This is a genomic window from Lactobacillus sp. UMNPBX17, assembly GCF_002553735.1.
Taxonomy (GTDB): Bacteria; Bacillota; Bacilli; order Lactobacillales; family Lactobacillaceae; genus Lactobacillus; species Lactobacillus gallinarum.
Genome location: NZ_PCYT01000011.1, coordinates 24,655 through 41,529, shown reverse-complemented (window position 1 = coordinate 41,529; position 16,875 = coordinate 24,655). Strand labels below are relative to the sequence as shown.

Sequence of the window (16,875 nt, the reverse complement as noted above, 5' to 3'; positions counted from 1 at the left end):
GCACCAATGAGAACTGCAATGGTCTTTTGCGTCAATTCTTCCCTAAGGGCAAGAGCATGAAAGACAAGTCAAAAGCTTATGTTCAACAGGCAACTGATGCCATTAACCACAAATATCGCCGAATCCTCCAATATCACACAGCAGAGGAACTCTTCAAGCAATATATTTCTTCATAGCCTAACTGTTGCACTTAATTTGACAATTCAGGATAATTTTCAAATGAATATAGATCTAAACATATTTATATACTTACCTTTACAAATATGATAAAATTTTTATTAGCTATAGAGTGATTTCACTCTAAATTGAACGTTTATACATTAATTAAGGAGAATCATTTATGATTTACAAAGTTTTGTATCAAAAAGACAAAATTGTCAACCCACGTAGAGAAACTACTCAAACTCTTTACATGGAAGCTGACAACATGGTCGAAGCAAGAAGTACGGTTGAGGACAACACCCCCTATAACATTGAACTCATCCAAGAATTAACAGGCAATTCTTTGGCTTACGAAAAAGAACACGCTGACTTTAAGTTAACTACGTTCGATAAGAAGTAATAAAGAGTGCGAATTAAAAATAATGAAGTAGCCGTTTATGCAATCGGGGGTTTGCATGAAATCGGTAAAAATATGTATTGTGTCCAGTATCAGGATGAAATTATCATCATGGACTGTGGTATTAAATTCCCCGAAGACAATTTATTAGGTATTAACTACGTTATTTCAGATTATTCATACCTAATCAAAAACCGTAAGAAGATTAAGGCTCTTGTAGTTAGTCACGGACATGAAGACCACATTGGTGGTATTCCATTTTTATTGGAAAAGATTCCTGAAATTCCTGTTTATGCAACTCCATTTGCCCTCTCATTAATCAGAGGCAAATTGGAAGAACATGGTATTTTGAAGACTACCGAACTGCATGAAGAACATGAAGATACGGTTTTAAAATTTAGGAAATTATCTGTTTCTTTCTTCAGAACCACACACTCCATTCCTGATACTTTAGGAATTGCTGTTCATACACCGCTTGGTGCTGTTGTCTTTACCGGTGACTTTAAGTTTGACTTAACTCCTGTTATGAATCAACCTGCACCAGATTTCCAAAAAATGGCTCAATTAGGTAAAGAAGGTGTACTTGCCCTTCTTTCAGATTCTACTAACGCTGAAGTTAGTCAATTTACTAAATCTGAAAGATTCGTTGCACAGTCGCTTCATAATATTATTACTGGTATTCATGGGCGAATTATTTTCGCTACATTTGCCTCTAACCTTTATCGTGTTTCTACAGCTATACAAGCAGCTATCGATACAGGTAGAAAAGTTGCCATTTTTGGACGTAGTATGGAAAATGGTGTAGATAACGGAATCGATTTAGGATACTTAAATGTTCCAAAGGATTTAATTGTTGATGCAGAAGAGATTAACAAGCTGCCACCTGACAAAGTTATGATTCTATGTACTGGATCACAAGGTGAACCATTAGCAGCTCTTTCAAGAATTGCCAATGGTACTCACAGACAAATAACTTTACAGCCTGGCGATACAGTTATCTTCTCTTCTAACCCTATTCCAGGAAACACATTGAGCGTTAACCACTTAATTAACAAATTAATGGAAGGCGGCGCTAATGTCATTCATGGTCGTGTTAACAACGTCCACACTTCTGGTCACGGTGGTCAAGAAGAATTAAAGATGATGGTTCGCTTATCTAAGCCTAAGTACATGATTCCAGTTCACGGTGAGTACAGAATGCAGGTTATTCATACACAGTTAGCACAAGAAGCTGGTGTACCTGCTGAAAATACTTTCGTGTTGTCCAACGGTGAAGTTGTTTGTTTTGGGCCAAATGGAGCTAGAATTGCTGGTAGAATCCCTGCAGGCGATGTTTATGTTGATACTTCGGGTACTGCAGATGTTGGTAATGTTGTCGTACACGATCGTCAAATTCTTTCAGAAGAAGGTTTGGTTGTCGCTGTAGCAACTGTTGATTACAAACATAAACGTGTCTTAGCTGGTCCTGATATTCTCAGTCGTGGTTTCGTCTACATGCGTGAATCAACTGAACTGATTAACCAAGCACAAAAGCACGTCTACCACGTTCTTCGAAATGAAATGGCTAAATCAGACAAGCCTAAAGAAAGTGATATCAAGAAGGCAATTTCTGAAAATCTTTCTGATTTCCTTTACTCTAAGACTGAACGGCGACCAATGATTTTGCCAATTATTATTGAAAAGAAATAAAAAATTAGACTCCTTCGGGAGTCTTTTATTTTGAATATAAGATATATGAATAAAAAAATTAAAGTACATTTATTAGTTAATGAAGTAGCTGGAAATGGAAATGCTGTTGCAGCTGACCATTCCTTGCAAAAGGTATTAAATAATCTAAATATTCCATTTAGTCATAAAAAGAGCAATTATCCTGGCGAACTCATTAAGTTGGCTGAAGATTATGCCAATAAAAATCCTAACCCAAATGATATTTTAATCGTTGTGGGTGGTGATGGATCTTTCAATGAGGTTTTAAATGGCATTAAAAGATCAAATTTCCCTGAAACACCTATAACATATTTACCTGCTGGAACTGGCAATGATTTTGCGCGAGGAGCTGGATTAACTAACGATCCTTTGCAACTAGTTAATAATTTATTGCAAGATCCCGAGCCGGAACGCGTTGATTGCGGATTCTTTACTTCAAATATAGCTAAAATGCCGCATGGTTATTTTGTTAATAATTTTGGAATCGGCTTTGACGCATTTGTGGTTCATGAAAGCAATAATGAGAAACTAAAGAAAAAGTTAAATCATGTTAATTTTGGTAATTTGATTTATGGCTTAAATATTATTAAAGCTCTTGCAAAACAGAATACATTTACGGTTACGATCAAAACGGCAAATGAAACTGTGCGCTACGGGGATGCTTATTTCGTGACTACTACCAATCATCCATATTTTGGTGGTGGAATTGCGATTTTACCCAAAGCTGACATTTACAGTCATCATTTAGATACTGTGATCGTAGAAAAGCCCAACTTATTCAAATTTATCCATCTTTTTGGCAAATTATTAAAAGATGGATCACATGTAAATGCTCCCCAATTTCACTATATAGAGGCTAAAGAGATTCAAGTTACAACTCAAAAGCCAGAGTTTGCACAAATTGACGGTGAAGATTATGACGCCCAAGATTTTAAATTAACATTTAAAATAGATCACTTTAATTTGTTGAAATAAGCAAAAAAGCTAAGGTTTTCATTCAGATGAATGATTATCTTAGCTTCTTTTTATAATTTAATATTTTCCATTCCAATCATTGGATCTATCTCACCTGAATAAATCTTTTCAGGCGTCAAAATATAATCCTCTGGTTCTTGTTTTTCAGATTCAGGTGCTGCAACTTCATCTTTTGTTTTTTCTTCACTAGTTTCAGTAACTTTAATACCCAATTGAGCACAGATTTTATCTGCCAATCCAGTTTTTCGATCATTTCCTGGCGTATTAAAAGCTGCTGCAAAGGCTCGTGGATCTCCTACTAAAACCAAATTTTTCTCAGCTCGAGTAATCGCCGTATAAAGCAAATTTCGTTTAAGCATCACATAGTTCTGCATAGTCAAATTCAAGATAACTAATGGAAATTCTGAACCTTGTGACTTATGAATAGTAATCGCATACGCTCTGGTTAAATCAGTTAAATCTTTTTTACCAAAACTTACTTCCCGGTCATCAAAATTAGCAACCATGCATTCTTTAGAATTATCTTCATCGATACTAATTATTTTACCAATTTGGCCATTATAGATATCTTTTTCAGGATTATTTTGCAATTGTAAAATTCGATCACCAATTCTGAAAATTTCATTGCGTACTTCTAAAAATTTACTCTTAGCTTTAGGCGGATTCATTATTTCTTGAATAACATCATTTAAATTGTTTACTCCGCCGCTACCATGATACATGGCACTCAATACTTGGACATCATCCTTATCAAAGCCACGTTTTAAAGCTAATTTGACAATTTGTCCTACTGCATCCCCCACCAACTCAGGTCTACAGCTAATAAATGAATAATTCTTAGTCTTCTTAAATAAAGCTTGTTGGTCTCTGCCCTCATTTACATCGTGAGCCAGCGTAATAATCGTTGACTCATCCCCTTGTCGGTGAATTTGCTTTAAAACTGTAGTCGGAAAAGCATGTGACTTAATTAAATCGCTAAATACGTTCCCCGCACCGACAGAAGGTAACTGATCCTTATCTCCTACAAACACAATATGACGAGTTTGGTTAATGCTAGAAAGAAGCTGCTTAAACAAGAACATGTCGACCATAGACATCTCATCGATGATCAAAATTTCACCATTTAGCTCATTTAGATCTTCAGCATTTGCGTCTCCAATGCCTAACCCTAGAAGTCGATGAATCGTTTTGGCACTAATTCCGGTTATTTCTCCCATTCTCTTAGCAGCTCTACCAGTTGGCGCTGCTAATAAAAATGGTGGATCTTCACTATATAGCGATGAAGCAGGTATTTCTGCCAATTTTCTTAATGCTAGCAATATTCCATTGATAATAGTGGTTTTACCTGTCCCAGGACCACCTGTCAAAATCGAAATAGGATTGTTCAAAGCATTCTTGATAGCAAGCTTCTGTGTGTCATCATACTTAATTTTTAATTCTTGCTCCGCATCCTTGATAGCTTGTTCAATTTTCTTATCGCTATACTGTTCATCATCCTGTGCTTTTCTACTTTCCATCAAACTCTTCATAGAACGGGCAATATCGACCTCTGTTTGATAAATATTTTGTAAAAAAGCATTTTCACCATCAACTATTACTTTGCCCTTTTTCTGCAATTCATTTACACAAATCGCAATTGGATCAAATTGTGGGATTTGCAATAATTCTTTAGCACCAGTCAGTAAATCGGATAGTGGAACATAAGTATTGCCTTCACCACTCAAAGCGTCTAGCAGAACCTGATAAATGGCCCCATTTATTCTTCTTGGATCATCATTGGGTATCTCCAATTGCTTGCCGATGGTATCTGCCGTTTTAAATGCATAACCTGTAATTTCATTAACGGCAGCATAAGGATCCTCTTTTAATTTATCTAGAGCTGCTCCATGATAACATTGGTAAATCCTAGCGGCTACCTGTTTCCTTATTCCATATTGAGCTAGTTTTAAGACGATTTCAGAATAAGAATCCATCGAATTTAGACCCGACAATAAGCTATCTTTTTGCTTTTTAGTTAAAGATAACGTGTCGATTTTAGCAGGATTTTCTTTTAAAACATCTAAAGCATTTAATCCCAATTCTTCAATAATGGTACCCGCTGTTTTTTTACCAATACCTGGGAATTTATTAGAACTCAAATAATTAGTGAGTGAGCCTTCTTCATGAGGCATGATCGGCTTATAGCTATTAGCGCGAAATTGTAAACCGAATTTTTCATGCATAACCAGTTTACCATCGAAGCGATAGCTACTACCAATTTGCACATCACCAAAATTACCAGTTACCTTAATTTCGCTACGTGAATAATTTTCGAGTGAACCAATGATTTCAACATCGAGGATTTTATATAAATCTTTATCATTTTCAAAAACAATCCCGTTAATTTTACCGGTGAATTCGCTCATTACTTTTTCTTTTCCTTATCATTCAGCATTTTCATAATTGAAGCATATTGATCCATTGCCCGCTTATAGTATTTTTCATCCATTGCTTTCGCTTTTGCAAAATATGCTTCTGCCTGAGTTCGATCTTTTTCCATGGTAGAAACACCAAGCAAGAAATATATCTTAGCTGTTCGCCTATCTTTAGGAATCATGAGATAGGCTTGCTGGGCTTGAGCATTTTCGCCTAAGCTCATCCAAATATCCCCTAATAATTCTTGCACCTTATCATCAACTTTTTTGATTGTTAAAGCATACGCAAGAGCTTTTTGGCTCTGACCTAATTTTAAATAAGTTAATGCCTTCTGATATAAAGTCAAATCGTCATTAGGAATTTGGTCCAATAATGCCAAAGCTTTATCAAAATCACCCTGCATATAGTAGCTAACAGCTAAATTGTAATTTAACTCTTGCGGCTTTTTAACTAAGTGCTGCGCTTGTTCCAACAGCTGCTGTGCCTGATCTACACTACCTTGTTCAATTAAATAAGTTGATAATTGCAAATAGTTTTCAATTTTCTGTGGTTTTTGATCAATTTTTTGAACTAATAAATGAATCGCCTGATCAACCTTGCCATTATCATAAAGCTGTGCAATTTTTTTATCCATTACAGTGAATCCGTCTTTGATAACTTTCTGCCTAAATAACTAGTTTCGTTCCAAACAACTGGTTTAAAAGTCTTACCACCATCAAGCGTTTCAAGTACTGTTAAACTGGTATTGCTTAAACCGCCATTTTTACGAATATCTTTTAAAGGATAGCCTAACAAACCACCCATAATTGCTGATAAAGCTGCTCCATGACTGACTGCTAATACTTTATCATCATCATTCGGGAATCTTTCAGCCATTTCTTTAGCAAAAGACTTGCCACGAGCAATTACGTGTTCATAATCTTCACCATGTAATTCGGTGGGATCATACTTATCCGGATGATGCCAAAAGTTGTTCATTTGCTCAGGAAACTTCTTTTCTGCTTCCGCAAATTTCATTCCTTCCATATCACCTAAGTTAAATTCACGTAATCGTTCATCAATCACTACTGGCAAGTTGGCATTCATAGCATTATCAATACCTTGAGCAGTATTAAAGGCACGATCTAAAGGACTAGCAAAAATACCTCTAAACTTAGTTCCTTTTAAATGTTCACCTAACTTCTTTATATCTTTTAAGCTTTGTGGCAAGAGTGGTGAATCACCATGTCCACCTTGAAAACGACTTGCTAAATTCCATTCAGTTTTACCATGACGAACAAAATAAATTTGCATTTTTATCCCCCAAACATGTTTAATTGATATAACTAGTTTAGCACAAAGAAAAGGGCGTTCGAAAATTCGAACGTCCTTTTTTAAAATTCATTTTATACTAATTGCAATTGCTTGTCTTCTTGGTAAGCAGCATCAATATTTCCACCACCAAGACATTCTTCACCTTGGTACAAAACAAGAGCTTGACCAGGAGTAACTGCACGAGCTGGTTCATCAAAGCAAACGTCAGCAGTATTATCATCTGCATGATACTTAACAGTTACACCAACATCACATTGACGATAGCGGAACTTAGCGCTGCAGTGAAATTCCACATCATGATCTGGCTTACCAGTAAAGAATGACATATCACTAGCCTTCAAGCGACTCGCGTAAAGAAGCTTACTATCATAACCCTGTTCTACGATTAATTCGTTCTTCTTTAAGTCCTTACCAACAACAAACCATGGATCTGTTGATTCCCTAGTTGAACCTAAACCTAAACCTTGTCTTTGACCAATAGTGTAGTACATTAAGCCGGCATGTTCACCAACCACTTTGCCATCAGGGGTAACCATCTTACCTGACTTAGCTGGTAAAAATTCGCTCAAGAACTTTCTAAAGTTTCTTTCACCGATAAAACAAATACCAGTAGAATCTTTCTTCTTAGCAGTAGCCAAACCATTAGCTAAGGCAATTTCACGCACTTGAGGTTTAGTTAAGTTAGCAAGTGGGAAAATAACCTTCTTAATCTGATCTTGATTTAATTGACTTAAGAAGTAAGTTTGATCCTTATTCCCATCCTTCGGACGCATCATATGAGTAAGACCATTTGCATCTTTAACAGTTTTAGCATAATGTCCCATTGCAATATAATCAGCATCTAGATCCATCGCAAAATCTAAAAATGACTTGAACTTAATTTGACTATTGCACATTACGTCAGGATTAGGCGTTCTTCCCTTTTTGTACTCATTTAAAAAGTATTCGAAAACACGATGCCAGTATTCTTTTTCAAAATTAATTGAATAGTATGGAATACCGATTTTATCGGCAACTTTCTTTACATCTTCGTAATCTTCAGTAGCGGTACAAACACCAGAATCATCAGTATCATCCCAATTTTTCATGAAAACACCGACAACATCATAGCCTTGTTGTTTGAGTAATAATGCTGATACTGATGAATCTACACCACCACTCATACCTACAACTACTCTAGTCTTGCTATTGTCAACCATTATTCAATCAATCCTTTACCTCAAGCAATATCTTACGCTCTTCAAGATCCTTCAAAATGTAATCTAAAAGATCTACAGTTGGCGCTAATTGCTTGTTTTTAAAAATATTAACCTTTTGCAAACCATTGCGATCAGTAACAACCATCGTTAAATGAGATAAATCCTTATTAACAGTCATCTTTAACTTAGTTGGTGCATTATAAGGTGAATCATTATACAAAGGATGTTCATAATTAAAATTACCCTTAGCAGTCTTCACAAAACCAGCATCAATTAAAGCATAAAGTTTTAACTCTGGATTTAAAGTAAACTTACGTTTATCACCATTAATCACAACTATATTTGCCATATTTTCCCTCACTTATTTATAATAAGTTACTTTCTTTTTAAAAGCAACTATTTTCTTTTAGATTGAATTCTTTGAACAATTTTTACCAGATTTTCAGCAAATGATTCTACTTCTTCATCTGTATTATACCGCCCAAACGAAATACGAATTGATTCATTAATTCGAGGAGAATCTGCACCAAAACATGCAATTAATACATGTGAAGGTTCAAGTGACCCTGCGGTACATGCGGAACCACCTGAGACAGCATAACCGTTTAAATCTAAATTAGTTTGTAATGAAGTAGTAGAAACACCCTTAAACCATAGATTTAAGACATGATGAGAATATCCAGGACCATGACCACCATTGATTTTATAATCAATCTTATTTTGATCAAGTTGGTTCAAAATAAGATCTTGGAAATGCGCATATTTTGCCTGAAGATCATCATGACCAATATTGGTCAGTTCTTTAACTGCTTCGCCAAAGCCAGCAATACCGGGTACATTTTCAGTTCCAGCACGACGTTTAGTCTCCTGTTCACCGCCTAAAACCAAATTTGGCAAATCAATATCAGAATTCTCATACAAAAATCCTAAGAATTTTGGTCCATTAATTTTATGAGCAGATACTGATAATAAATCAATATTCATTGCTTTGACATCAATATCAATCGTTCCCATGCCTTGAACATTATCAACATGGAAATATGCATTGCTCTCTTTGACCAATTCGCCAATTTCTTTAAGTGGCATAATGGAACCTACTTCATTATTTACGGCCATAATCGATACTAAAATTGTATCTGGCGTTAATTCTTTTTTCAGTTCATCTAAAGAAATATGTCCCGTCTCATCAACATTTAAATAGACAACGTTGTAGCCTTCATCTTCTAATCGCTTCATAGGATTTAAAACTGAAGGATGTTCAATTTGCGTGGTAATAATCTTCTTACCAATATTTTTTCGACTGTATGCTGTACCAAAAATGGCAGTATTATTACTTTCTGAGCCACCGGATGTAAAGATAATTTCATTATCTTTAGCATTAATACTTGCGGCAATTTGATGACGAGCTCGATCAATCACATTTCTTGCTTGACGTCCCAACTCATAAGTACTTGATGCATTACCAAAATCATTTTTCATTTCATCAGTAATTACATCAATTACCTTAGGAGACATAGGAGTAGTCGCAGCGTTATCCAAATAAATTTCACGCACGTTAATTCATCTTTTCTACGTAATCACTAATTAATTTAGCAGCCTTAGCTCCAACCTTTTTAACAAATACATCAAAGTCTTCACTTGCACTGCCATCACCATTATCAGAGATTGCCCGCATTGCAACTAATGGCTTATTAAAAGCATGAGCAACTTGAGCAAAAGCAGCACCTTCCATTTCACAAGCTAATGCATCAGGGAAGTTCTCTTTTATTTCATCCTTTTGCTTAGTTGAAGCTACAAATGAATCTCCAGTAACTACTAATCCTTCACTAAAAGCAACATTTTGCTTTTTAAGATATTCAGCGAATGCAGCTCTTTCTAGTGAATCAAGTACAAATTGAGCTGGTTGTTGTGGGATTTGGCCTTCTACATAATCACCTGCAGCAGTATTATGAGCATCATAATACATGAAGACATTAGGCAAAACTAAATCTTCTTGATGAATATCCTTATGTAAAGCACCGGCGGAACCAGTCATAAAGATAACATCAATATCTACATTGCTTAACAAACTAGCTAGGTTCATCGCAGCTTGAACTTTACCAATACCACTCAAACCTAAATAAACATCATTTCCGTTAACAGAAAAATGTTCGAATTCAGTTGATCCGAACATTTCTTTTTTTTCTGCGTGGAAATGATTACGATAAAATTCGGCTTCTTCAGCCATTGGAACAATAATCGCAATCTTCATAAATTTCCTCGTTTCAAATTATAAATGAAATAATGCTAAAAGCACTAAAATAATTAAAACAAACACTATCAGAATAGCACTGTTCAGTCTTTTTTTCAGTTTTAAAGACTTTTCTTCGCGCATCTTTTCTTTATCGATAGGCTGCTGTGCTTGATAAAACTCCTCTCCATCGCCTTCCAAAGGACGTCTTCTTTCAGAATCATCCCTTTGAAAATCAGGATTAACATTAACTTCTTCTGTTGCATCATTATCAGTAAAAGCAGATTTAACTTTGTCTACTAAACTTTTTTTCTGTCTTTTACGATAATCAGAACGCTTTTCTGTCATGATTACTTATTACTTTCAGCTTGAGCATTGCGCAATAGCATATTTTCCCAAACAGAAATGGCATAAATTGTCTTAGCATCGACAATTTTTCCTTCTGCTAATAAATTCTTTAATTCATCTAAACTATACCAATCAGAAGTTAAAAATTCATCTGCATCTAATGATCTCTTTTCAGTCAACTTAGTTAACGTATCACAATAGAAAAGATGCATTTTTTCATCACAAAAGCCTGGTGTAGAATAAAATTCACTAACTTTTTCCCAATATTCTGCCTTGTAGCCGCCTTCTTCATTCAATTCACGCTTCATAGCATCAAGAGGACTAGTGTCAGTTGGGTCAACAATTCCAGCTGGAATTTCTAAAGTGACTTGCTTGATAGCTTCACGCCATTGTTTTACCAAAAGCATTTCTTGTTGATCATTAATTGCAATAACACAAGATGCAGGGCGATGCTTAACTATTTCTCTAGTCGCAGTATCGCCATTAGGTAATTTGATTTTTCGAACAGATAAATCCAAGATTCTACCTTGAAAAATCTGTTGCGATGAGATTTCTGTTTCTTCTAAATCCACTAAGTCTCATCCTCCTTTTTTAAGCTAAATATACATTAACACATTGTAGGCCATTTTTTCCTTGAGCTAATTGATATTGTACTCGATCGCCTACTCGTAATGATTTATAGCCTTCTTCCTTAATAGCTTTATAGAAAACGAAGTACGATTTGTGGTTGCGATCGTCTTCAATAAAGCCATAACTGCTTCCTTCATCAAATTGTTTAACAGTACCTAAACGCATTATTTTTCTAATCCTTCTTGTACTGCTTCAGGGTAGTTTGCTTCAACAATTTCTGCACAACGACCACAAAGCATTGGTAACTTAGGATCTGCACCAATATCAGTTCTAATCATTCTACAACGTGGGCAAGCTTCACCTTCAGCATGCTTAACTACAACAGCAGCATTAGCAAGTTGTTCAGCGTCAGCTGGAGCTGGATCATCTGAAATAGTTAACTTAGAAACAATTAAAATTTCTCTGAAGTCAGCGTCTAATTCATCAAGCATGGCCTTAGTTTCTTTATCTGGATAAATTGTTACGGCTGCTTCAAATGATTTACCAATCAACTTCTTGTTTCTTGCATCTTCAAGTGCCTTCAAAACATCATCACGCAACTTCATGAATTTAGCCCAGTTTTCAAGCAATTCATCGCGATTTGCATAGTTTTCTACTTTTGGCATATTTGCAAGTTGAACGTAATCTTCGTCTTCCTTCAAGAAGCCCCAAATTTCTTCCATAGTGTGTGGCAAAATTGGAGTCAAAATCTTAGCCAACTTAACTGCAGCATCATAGATAACTGTTTGCATTGAACGACGTGCATGACTGTTTTCAGCTTCAATGTAAAGAACGTCCTTGGCAAAATCAAGATAGAATGCTGAAAGATCATTAGAAATGAAGTTAAAGACCTTCTTGAAGACAGTAGTAAAGTCAAACTTATCGTAAGCTGCTAAGCATTCTTTGATTAAGTCATTTAACTTAACTTCCATGTATTGGTCTACTGAACGAAGATCATCGTAAGCAACACGATTTTTCTTAGGATCAAAGTCGCTAGTATTAGCAAGCATGTAACGGAAAGTATTTCTGATCTTTCTGTAGCTTTCTGCAGATTGTTGCAAGATTCCCATTGAAACAGCAACGTCTGACGTAGTATCAGCTTGAGCTACCCAAAGACGAATAATTTCTGCACCCATTTGCTTGATTACGTCATTAGGTGAAATAACGTTACCAAGTGACTTAGACATCTTGTGGCCCTTATCATCCAAAACGAATCCTTGAGAAAGAACTTGCTTGTATGGAGCTTGACCAGTGACAGCAACTGAAGTAATCAAACTTGAGTTAAACCAACCACGATATTGGTCACTACCTTCAAGGTAAAGATCAGCTGGGTAATGTAAACCATCACGTTTTTCCATGACACCTGACCATGATGACCCAGAGTCAAACCAAACATCAAGAATATCCTTTTCCTTAGTGAATTCACCATTTGGTGAGTGTTCTGAAGTAAAGCCTTCTGGCAATAATTCCTTAGCAGTATGAGTATACCAAGCGTTTGAACCTTCTTTTTCGAAGATCTTAGCAACATGTTCAATTGTTTCTGGAGTAACGATTGGTGTGTCATCTTCAGCGTAGAAAATTGGAAGTGGAACACCCCATGCACGTTGACGTGAGATTACCCAGTCACCACGATCTTTAATCATGTTGTAAAGACGAGTCTTACCCCATGAAGGGATGAAGCTCGCTTTTTCAATTTGATCAAGAATTTGATCTCTAAACTTAGCGATTGAAGCAAACCATTGAGTAGTTGCTCTAAAGATAACTGGCTTCTTAGTACGCCAATCGTGTGGGTATGAGTGAGTAAAGACCTTAAGCTTAAGAAGTGCACTAGCATCCTTTAACTTTTCGATCATTAACTTATCTACGTCTTGGTAAAACATGCCCTTAAGTTCAGGTACTTCATCAGTGTAGCAACCGTGAGCATCTACTGGACTGAAGATTGGCAAGTTATATTTTTGACCAACGTTAAAGTCGTCTTCACCAAAGCCAGGTGCGGTATGAACTAAACCAGTACCATCATCCAAAGTTACGTGGAAGCCTTCAATTACAAGACTTTCCTTGTCATAAATTGGATGCTTAGCCTTCATGTATTCCATGTCGGCACCCTTAACTGTTTGAACAACCTTATAGTCATCCCAACCGATTTCTTCAGCTACTTTATCAAGCAAGCCAGTAGCAACAACGTAACGTTTATCGCCAACTTGAACTACTGAGTAATCAAACTTAGGATTTACACAGATTGCTTCGTTTGCTGGAATAGTCCAAGGAGTAGTAGTCCAGATTACGAAATAAGTATCCTTAGGATCGATGATGCCTTTACCGTCAGTTACTGGGAAAGCAACGAAAATTGAATTTGCTTCAACATCTTTATATTCAACTTCAGCTTCAGCTAAAGTAGATTCACTTGACCATGACCAGTAAACAGGCTTCTTACCCTTGTAAATGTAACCCTTCTTGTACATTTCACCAAAGACACGAATTTCTTGTGCTTCGAAGTCATGTTGCAAGGTAACATAAGGATGATCCCAATCTGCCATCACACCAAGACGCTTAAAGTCATTCATTTGCTTTTGAATTTGTTCTTCAGCATATTGACGACAAAGTTCACGGTACTTAGCACGATCCATACTCTTACGGTCTACGCCTTTTTTAGCAAGTTGTTGTTCTACTGGAAGACCGTGAGTATCCCAACCTGGTACGTATGGTGCATAGTAACCATTCATGTTCTTGTAGCGAACAATGATATCCTTTGAGATCTTGTTCAAAGCATGTCCCATGTGGATATTACCATTGGCAAATGGAGGGCCATCGTGTAAGTCAAAACGAGGCTTACCTTCATTAAGCTTTAATCTTTGTTCATATAATTTATTTTCACGCCATTGCTTTTGCCATTCTGCTTCACGAACTGGCAAATTACCGCGCATTTTAAATTTAGTTTTACCTAAATTAAGAGTGTCTTTAATTCTCATTAACAAATTCCTTTCTAAAAAAGAAAACCTCGCCCTAATTAGGACGAGGTTAACCGTGGTACCACCTAAATTGAACTTAAAAAAGTTCCACTTAATTTGCGTAACGTGCAAAAAACGTTTAGATCATTCAGACAGCTGATCAACCTTTAGGCTCTTATGCTAATCTTCCACCAACATTAGCTCGCTGAATTGCCCTCAAGTTTTACTGCCAATCTAATTTTTATTTTTTGTAATCATCCGGGAAAACAATTGTTGGACCTGATGAACTCTTAGGTACTTCAGGTTTTAAATTAATTGTCTCATGATGCGGACTATCGCCTGTCATTGGCTTAGGAGTAGTTTCTTCTTCATCATCAGAATCATCTGACAACTCCTCATCCAAATCATCAGGTTCTTGAGAAGAGTTTACGTCATTTACATCATCGTTGTCAATATCTTCATCATCGATTGCAGTTTCATTTGCGATTTCTTCTTCTTCACCGATTGGTTCTGCACCATTACCCGGATAAAATCGTTCCGTATGGAAATATTCATCTAAAGCATGCTGCCAAGTTTCATCATTTAAATTATTTATCTCATTTTGGAGCATTGCTTGCATATGACTACGAAATTCGCCTATTTGTTTCTTTAAACGCTTGTAATCATTAGAGATAACTTCTTGCTGTTGTTTTTGATAGCCAACTTCTGTTTGAGCTTCCTTTTTAGCATCATCCAGAATACGTTTGGCTTCTGCTTCCGCATTTTCTTTTAATTGATCTACAGTTTTTTGAGCAGAAATAAGCGACTTCTTCATATTACTATACTCATCTACTTGAGCCTGCATATCTTCTACTTTTTTATTTAAAGATACTACTTCGTTCTTTAAATCTACTACTTGATCAAGTGCATCCCCATAATTATCAACAACATCATCTAAAAAACTATCCACTTCATAGCGATCATATCCATTACGACCTCGATGCTTAAATTCCTTATTATGAATATCCATCGGCGTCAATTTCGTTTCTTTGTCTGCCAAAGTTTTAGCACCACCTTATATTTTCCTTTTCTTGTAGCCGAAACATTTTCAATCAAAACACGCCCAAAATGCCTCAAACTCAAAATATCATTCTCTTTAACCATTATATTAGAATCTGCTATGTCATGCCAATTTAATTTGACTAAATGGTTTTCAATCATTTTTTGAATCTGACCACGACTTTGTTTGCTAATTCCAGATAGTACTGCATCAATTCTCATTGAAGCAACAATTTCTATCTTTTCCGTTGAATCATCCTTCGGCACTAGAACATCTTTAAAAGAAATCTCTCTTAATTTTACTTGTGCTCTTCCAATCCGAGTAACCTGCTCTTCAAAAAAATCCACTAATTCTTTTTTAGCAAAAAATTGCCATTTACCATTTTCATCAGTAATTATATCGCCAAAAGTATCAGTCTCAATTCCAGAATTAGCCAGGGTACCTAAAATCGCACTATGATTAATTTTGATAAATTTTTGTGGATATTCAATTTCATATGGCTGAATTAAATAATCGCTGGGTTGCAAATTAACCCATTCCTCGCTTAAATAAACACGTTTTTTCTCCGCATTCGAATATCCGCCATACTCTTGCATAAAAACATCATTACCCACGATGGTTTTTAGAATTGCTCTTTTACCCGGATCTAAAAAATCGGTTAAAATTGGTTCATGTTTAAAAATTATTTGATTAAAAAGACCAGTAAAATAATCAATTACTGGTCTTTCTTCTTGATTAAAATGTGGGTAAAACTTACTTGCTTGTCGCTTTTGCATTAACCTAACACCCTCAATAAAATATTAAAAATCCAAAATAGAACATAATTCTGTACAAAGTACAAAATGAATAATCCAATAATTGGAGAAATATCAATTCCAGTAGAATAGGCCAACTTAGCAAACGGACCTTTTCTGAACAAGTTCAAGTATGGATTTACAATCTTATCTAAAAAGCGACCAATTACAGAATTACTTAACATTGGTACCCAACTTAAAATTGCATCAATAACAATAAATAGACTGTAAAGCCATAAGATCCAAGTAAGAGCTACGTAAATAAAATGTATTACGTTTAACATTAACTTAAATTATCTTTCTTATCAATTAAGTCACTAATTTTGCCATCTGTCACAAATTTAGGTGGAGTGGCTAAAAAGATCTTGTCACCGATGCGTTGAATTTCACCGTTTAATGCATAAACTGTTCCTGTGATAAAATCAACGATTCGTCGAGCGGAACTATCTTCCATTCTGCTAAAGTTAATTACTACTGCCTTATTATTCAACAAGTTTTGTGCAACATCTTTAGCATCAGAATAAACACGCGGCTCATACAACACAATTTTACTTTTGGCTGAATTTAATCCTGATTTAATCGAAACAACATTGTCTCGACTAACAGAATTCAGAGGTAAGTTTTCATTATCATCTTTGTTTGAAGTAGCATATTCTTCTTTTTCCAATTCATCTTCATCATCATTGGAAATGCCGAAAAATCTACCCAATTTATCAAAAGCCATCTGTATCTACCTCC

At 35.7% G+C, this 16,875-nt stretch carries 18 protein-coding genes and 1 pseudogene; 4 read left to right on the top strand and 15 right to left on the bottom strand.

Translation table 11 applies throughout. From position 1 onward, the window contains the following. From CP368_RS03195 to CP368_RS03180, 4 genes and pseudogenes are all read left to right on the top strand, one after another. A pseudogene (locus CP368_RS03195) lies at nt 1-176 on the top strand (IS30 family transposase); the annotation flags it as partial. A gap of 164 nt (nt 177-340) precedes the next feature. Beyond that, nucleotides 341-562: a DNA-dependent RNA polymerase subunit epsilon gene (locus CP368_RS03190; RefSeq protein WP_025005032.1), complete on the top strand. Its 222-nt coding sequence runs from the start codon at nt 341-343 to the stop codon at nt 560-562. A 6-nt stretch (nt 563-568) separates the two neighbouring features. Beyond that, the gene (gene rnjA, locus CP368_RS03185; protein ID WP_098045748.1) at nt 569-2,248 is read left to right on the top strand and encodes a ribonuclease J1; all 1,680 of its coding nucleotides are present in this window, start codon (nt 569-571) and stop codon (nt 2,246-2,248) included. A gap of 45 nt (nt 2,249-2,293) precedes the next feature. After that, a complete protein-coding gene (locus CP368_RS03180; RefSeq protein ID WP_098043743.1) occupies nt 2,294-3,241 on the top strand; it encodes a diacylglycerol kinase family protein in 948 nt (315 codons plus the stop codon). A gap of 50 nt (nt 3,242-3,291) precedes the next feature. Here CP368_RS03180 and CP368_RS03175 read toward each other — a convergent pair whose 3' ends face one another. The 15 genes from CP368_RS03175 to CP368_RS03105 form a co-directional block, all read right to left on the bottom strand. Beyond that, a complete protein-coding gene (locus CP368_RS03175; protein WP_098043742.1) occupies nt 3,292-5,646 on the bottom strand; it encodes an ATP-dependent RecD-like DNA helicase in 2,355 nt (784 codons plus the stop codon). Next, a complete protein-coding gene (locus CP368_RS03170) occupies nt 5,646-6,290 on the bottom strand; it encodes a lipopolysaccharide assembly protein LapB (RefSeq protein WP_098043741.1) in 645 nt (214 codons plus the stop codon). Before CP368_RS03170 ends, CP368_RS03175 begins: the two co-directional genes overlap by 1 nt. Beyond that, nucleotides 6,290-6,949 carry a histidine phosphatase family protein gene (locus CP368_RS03165; protein ID WP_025005037.1) on the bottom strand — a complete coding sequence of 220 codons (660 nt, stop codon included), beginning with the start codon at nt 6,947-6,949 and terminating at the stop codon, nt 6,290-6,292. The genes CP368_RS03170 and CP368_RS03165 overlap by 1 nt, the downstream gene beginning before the upstream one ends. Before the next feature lie 92 nt (nt 6,950-7,041). Continuing rightward, nucleotides 7,042-8,169, bottom strand: a complete 1,128-nt coding sequence (gene mnmA, locus CP368_RS03160; RefSeq protein ID WP_098043740.1) for a tRNA 2-thiouridine(34) synthase MnmA — start codon at nt 8,167-8,169, stop codon at nt 7,042-7,044. A 7-nt stretch (nt 8,170-8,176) separates the two neighbouring features. Continuing rightward, entirely contained in the window at nt 8,177-8,518 is a 342-nt protein-coding gene (locus CP368_RS03155) for a DUF1831 domain-containing protein (RefSeq protein ID WP_025005039.1), read from the bottom strand. Nucleotides 8,519-8,565: 47 nt separating this feature from the next. Beyond that, the gene (locus CP368_RS03150) at nt 8,566-9,723 is read right to left on the bottom strand and encodes a cysteine desulfurase family protein (RefSeq protein WP_098043739.1); all 1,158 of its coding nucleotides are present in this window, start codon (nt 9,721-9,723) and stop codon (nt 8,566-8,568) included. 1 nt (nt 9,724) lies between these two features. Then, nucleotides 9,725-10,420 carry a 5'-methylthioadenosine/adenosylhomocysteine nucleosidase gene (locus tag CP368_RS03145; RefSeq protein ID WP_098043738.1) on the bottom strand — a complete coding sequence of 232 codons (696 nt, stop codon included), beginning with the start codon at nt 10,418-10,420 and terminating at the stop codon, nt 9,725-9,727. An 18-nt stretch (nt 10,421-10,438) separates the two neighbouring features. Beyond that, a complete protein-coding gene (locus tag CP368_RS03140; RefSeq protein ID WP_098043737.1) occupies nt 10,439-10,747 on the bottom strand; it encodes a hypothetical protein in 309 nt (102 codons plus the stop codon). A gap of 2 nt (nt 10,748-10,749) precedes the next feature. After that, a complete protein-coding gene (locus CP368_RS03135; RefSeq protein WP_025005043.1) occupies nt 10,750-11,319 on the bottom strand; it encodes an NUDIX hydrolase in 570 nt (189 codons plus the stop codon). A gap of 19 nt (nt 11,320-11,338) precedes the next feature. Then, the gene (locus CP368_RS03130; RefSeq protein ID WP_003627651.1) at nt 11,339-11,542 is read right to left on the bottom strand and encodes a cold-shock protein; all 204 of its coding nucleotides are present in this window, start codon (nt 11,540-11,542) and stop codon (nt 11,339-11,341) included. Further along, the gene (ileS, locus tag CP368_RS03125; protein WP_098043736.1) at nt 11,542-14,325 is read right to left on the bottom strand and encodes an isoleucine--tRNA ligase; all 2,784 of its coding nucleotides are present in this window, start codon (nt 14,323-14,325) and stop codon (nt 11,542-11,544) included. Before ileS ends, CP368_RS03130 begins: the two co-directional genes overlap by 1 nt. A gap of 220 nt (nt 14,326-14,545) precedes the next feature. Further along, nucleotides 14,546-15,343: a DivIVA domain-containing protein gene (locus tag CP368_RS03120; protein ID WP_087175793.1), complete on the bottom strand. Its 798-nt coding sequence runs from the start codon at nt 15,341-15,343 to the stop codon at nt 14,546-14,548. Next, entirely contained in the window at nt 15,319-16,119 is an 801-nt protein-coding gene (locus tag CP368_RS03115; RefSeq protein ID WP_087175792.1) for an RNA-binding protein, read from the bottom strand. The genes CP368_RS03120 and CP368_RS03115 overlap by 25 nt, the downstream gene beginning before the upstream one ends. After that, on the bottom strand, nt 16,119-16,421 hold the full coding sequence (locus CP368_RS03110; RefSeq protein ID WP_087175791.1) for a YggT family protein: 303 nt from the start codon (nt 16,419-16,421) through the stop codon (nt 16,119-16,121). The genes CP368_RS03115 and CP368_RS03110 overlap by 1 nt, the downstream gene beginning before the upstream one ends. After that, on the bottom strand, nt 16,421-16,861 hold the full coding sequence (locus CP368_RS03105; protein ID WP_025005048.1) for a cell division protein SepF: 441 nt from the start codon (nt 16,859-16,861) through the stop codon (nt 16,421-16,423). The genes CP368_RS03110 and CP368_RS03105 overlap by 1 nt, the downstream gene beginning before the upstream one ends. Between the last annotated feature and the right edge of the window lie 14 nt (nt 16,862-16,875).

Bases quoted from the DNA above. Each gene is read 5' to 3' on its own strand.
- CP368_RS03105 (WP_025005048.1), bottom strand. From the start codon at position 16,861: ATGGCTTTTGATAAATTGGGTAGATTTTTCGGCATTTCCAATGATGAT.
- CP368_RS03145 (WP_098043738.1), bottom strand. From the start codon at position 10,420: ATGAAGATTGCGATTATTGTTCCAATGGCTGAAGAAGCCGAATTTTAT.
- ileS (WP_098043736.1), bottom strand. From the start codon at position 14,325: ATGAGAATTAAAGACACTCTTAATTTAGGTAAAACTAAATTTAAAATG.
- CP368_RS03110 (WP_087175791.1), bottom strand. From the start codon at position 16,421: ATGTTAAACGTAATACATTTTATTTACGTAGCTCTTACTTGGATCTTA.
- CP368_RS03140 (WP_098043737.1), bottom strand. From the start codon at position 10,747: ATGACAGAAAAGCGTTCTGATTATCGTAAAAGACAGAAAAAAAGTTTA.
- mnmA (WP_098043740.1), bottom strand. From the start codon at position 8,169: ATGGTTGACAATAGCAAGACTAGAGTAGTTGTAGGTATGAGTGGTGGT.
- CP368_RS03115 (WP_087175792.1), bottom strand. From the start codon at position 16,119: ATGCAAAAGCGACAAGCAAGTAAGTTTTACCCACATTTTAATCAAGAA.
- CP368_RS03175 (WP_098043742.1), bottom strand. From the start codon at position 5,646: ATGAGCGAATTCACCGGTAAAATTAACGGGATTGTTTTTGAAAATGAT.
- CP368_RS03190 (WP_025005032.1), top strand. From the start codon at position 341: ATGATTTACAAAGTTTTGTATCAAAAAGACAAAATTGTCAACCCACGT.
- CP368_RS03170 (WP_098043741.1), bottom strand. From the start codon at position 6,290: ATGGATAAAAAAATTGCACAGCTTTATGATAATGGCAAGGTTGATCAG.
- CP368_RS03130 (WP_003627651.1), bottom strand. From the start codon at position 11,542: ATGCGTTTAGGTACTGTTAAACAATTTGATGAAGGAAGCAGTTATGGC.
- CP368_RS03155 (WP_025005039.1), bottom strand. From the start codon at position 8,518: ATGGCAAATATAGTTGTGATTAATGGTGATAAACGTAAGTTTACTTTA.
- CP368_RS03165 (WP_025005037.1), bottom strand. From the start codon at position 6,949: ATGCAAATTTATTTTGTTCGTCATGGTAAAACTGAATGGAATTTAGCA.
- CP368_RS03180 (WP_098043743.1), top strand. From the start codon at position 2,294: ATGAATAAAAAAATTAAAGTACATTTATTAGTTAATGAAGTAGCTGGA.